Origin of the sequence: Cellulomonas hominis, from assembly GCF_005239125.1 — a bacterium.
In the GTDB taxonomy this organism is placed as follows: Bacteria; Actinomycetota; Actinomycetes; order Actinomycetales; family Cellulomonadaceae; genus Cellulomonas; species Cellulomonas hominis_A.
In genome coordinates this window covers 1-2498 of the sequence record NZ_SZYE01000304.1, presented here as the reverse complement: position 1 = coordinate 2498, position 2498 = coordinate 1, and the positions used below count along the sequence as shown (strand labels likewise).

Genomic DNA, 2498 nt, shown 5'->3' with positions numbered 1-2498 from the left:
CGCGGACGGGTGAGCAGCGGCAGGTCGAGGCGATCGCCGCGTGCCCTCCCGGGCCCGTGCTGGACGCGTGGTTGCGCGGTCTGGACCTGACGGTGCTGGCCCCGGCGATCCTGGTGGAGGTGGTGGCGGCGAGGGCGCGGATGGAGGCCCACCAGCACGCCGCGATGCTGGACGCCGTCGCCGAGCTGGCGACCCGCCCCGAGATGCTCCCGCAGTGGTCACCCATGGCCGGCGCCCCACCCACGCAGGGGTGCGTCGCGGGCGACGAGCTCGCGATGCGGCTGGGGTGGTCGAGGATGACCGCGAACAAGGCGGTGCACCGGGCACTGGTCCTGGGCAGCGTGCTCGCCGCGACCCGCGAGGCGCTGGAGACCGGCCACATCGACGCCGGCAAGGCCGAGGTCCTGGCCGCCGGGCTGACCGACCTGCCGTACCAGGCGGCGCACGCCGTGGAGGACACGGTGCTACCCGACGCCCACCAGTGCTCCCGCAGGCAGCTCGAGCAGCGCGTGGCCCGCGAGGTCCGCCTCGCCGACCCCGACGGCGAGGCCGGGCGGCACACCCGGGCCCGGTGCACCCGCCGCGTGACCCGACCCCGGCGACGCCCGCACGGGATGGCCGCGATGTGGGTGGTGCTGGCCGCCGAGGACGCCACCCGCCTCGACGGGGTGCTGCACCACGCCGCCCGCACCGCCAAGGCCCTCGGCGACCCCCGCACCCTGGACCAGCTCCGCGCCGACGGGCTGCGGGACCTGGTCGTCGGCGACGTCCCCGAGTCCGACGGTCCCGCGTTCGAGGTCCACCTCGACCCACCCCCACCGGTACCCACCCGACGGCGGGCGTCGAGGCGGTACCCGGACACCACCCGCGGTGCGCCGGCCCGACCGGCCGAGCCCATCCCGACCGCCACGCTCGTCCCGGTGAGCCCACCCGAGGCGAGCACGGAACCGCACCGCGCCACGCCGACCCAGCCCGCACCCGGCCCCGCGCCGTCGGCGGCTCCGCCCGGCGGCGCACCCATCGAGGCCACGCCGACATCCCGCGCTGCACCCATCGAGGCCACGCCCACACCCCGCGCCGCACCCATCGAGGCCACGCCCACACCCGGCGCCGCACCCATCGGGGCCACGCCGACCGTGCCGGTCCCGAGCGTGCCCGCGTCCGACCTCGCGACCGCCGCCCCGCGCCGCGGCTGCACCCGCTGCACCGGGCGCCCCGGCGCCGAGGTCCGCCTCACCATCGCCGCCTCCACCCTCCTGGGCCTGGACGACGCCCCCGCCGACCTCGACGGGTACGGCCCCATCGACGCCGTGCGCGCCCGGGCACTGGCCGACGGCGGGGTCTGGCGGCGCATCGTCACCGACCCCGTCACCCACCAGGTCCTGGACGTGGGACGCCAGCGCTACCGACCACCCGCCGGGCTGGCCGAGTTCGTCCGCACCCGCGACAGAACCTGCGCCGCACCCGGCTGTACCGTCCCGGCCCGCAGCACCGACCTCGACCACACCATCGAGTACCACCCGCAGCCCGGGGACCCACCCGATCAACCCCTCGGCAGAACCGACGCCGACAACCTCGGACCGCTCTGCCACCGCCACCACCGCCTGAAGACCGACGGCGGCTTCCGGCTGCGCCAGATCCAACCCGGGCTGTTCGAGTGGATCACCCCCACCGGCCACCGGTACCTCGTGCGCCCCGGCACCGGCCGAAAGCACGACGCCACCGCCGAGTCGCACGACGCGCCCCCGCCGTTCTAGGCGGCGGACCGCCCGGTCCCCCGAGGACGCCTACCCGCGCAGCCCCACGGCGAGCGCCAGGTCGCCGAACGCCACCAGCGAGCCGTCCGCGAGCCGGACCCGCCGGTCCGGCAGGCACACGATCCGCTGCCCGTCGGCGAGCGTCACCAGGGTGCCGTTGGTCGAGCCGCGGTCGACGACCCACGGGCCGTGCTCGTCGGCGCCCAGCATCAGGTGCGTCTTCGACACGGAGCGGCCCGGGTCCGCGACCGCGACCACCCGGACGCCGTCCTGCGGATCGGGGTTCCGGCCGATGAGCAGCGGGGCGTCGAGGTCCGCGACCGTGCCGTCCGGGAGGCGGACGGCCCAGCCGGCACCGGCCCCGGGCGCGGGGACGGGTGCCGCCGCGGGGAACGGTGCGGGCGGCAGCGGGGCTGCCGGCGGTGCGGACCGCTGCACCGCTGCGTGCGGGGACGGGGGCGGCGGGACGGGGAGCGCCGAGGACGCCGGCGGCGGCGCGGGCGGGAGCCCCACCGACCCGGGAGCGGTCCCCTCCGGCGCGGGCGGGAGCCCCACCGACCCGGGGGAAGTCCCCTCCGGTGCGGAGGGCGACGGCGCGGCGTCCGGGTGCACCGGGGCGCCGGGGACGACGGCGTGCCGGCCCGTCCGGGTCGGCGGTTCGGTCGGCGGCTCCGTCGGCACCGGACCCGATGCCGCCCCGAGGGCGTCGTGCCACGCGGCCCGCTCGCCGGAGGGCGGGGT

2 protein-coding genes are annotated in these 2498 nt (G+C 78.4%); one reads left to right on the top strand and one right to left on the bottom strand.

Translation table 11 applies throughout. From position 1 onward, the window contains the following. Positions 1 to 1757 (top strand): HNH endonuclease signature motif containing protein (locus FA014_RS19155; RefSeq protein ID WP_154731199.1); only part of this gene is annotated, 1757 nt, incomplete at its 5' end. A 30-nt stretch (positions 1758 to 1787) separates the two neighbouring features. On the opposite strand, the gene FA014_RS19150 is transcribed toward FA014_RS19155, so the two are convergent. Next, a complete protein-coding gene (locus tag FA014_RS19150) occupies positions 1788 to 2195 on the bottom strand; it encodes an FHA domain-containing protein (RefSeq protein WP_154731198.1) in 408 nt (135 codons plus the stop codon). Between the last annotated feature and the right edge of the window lie 303 nt (positions 2196 to 2498).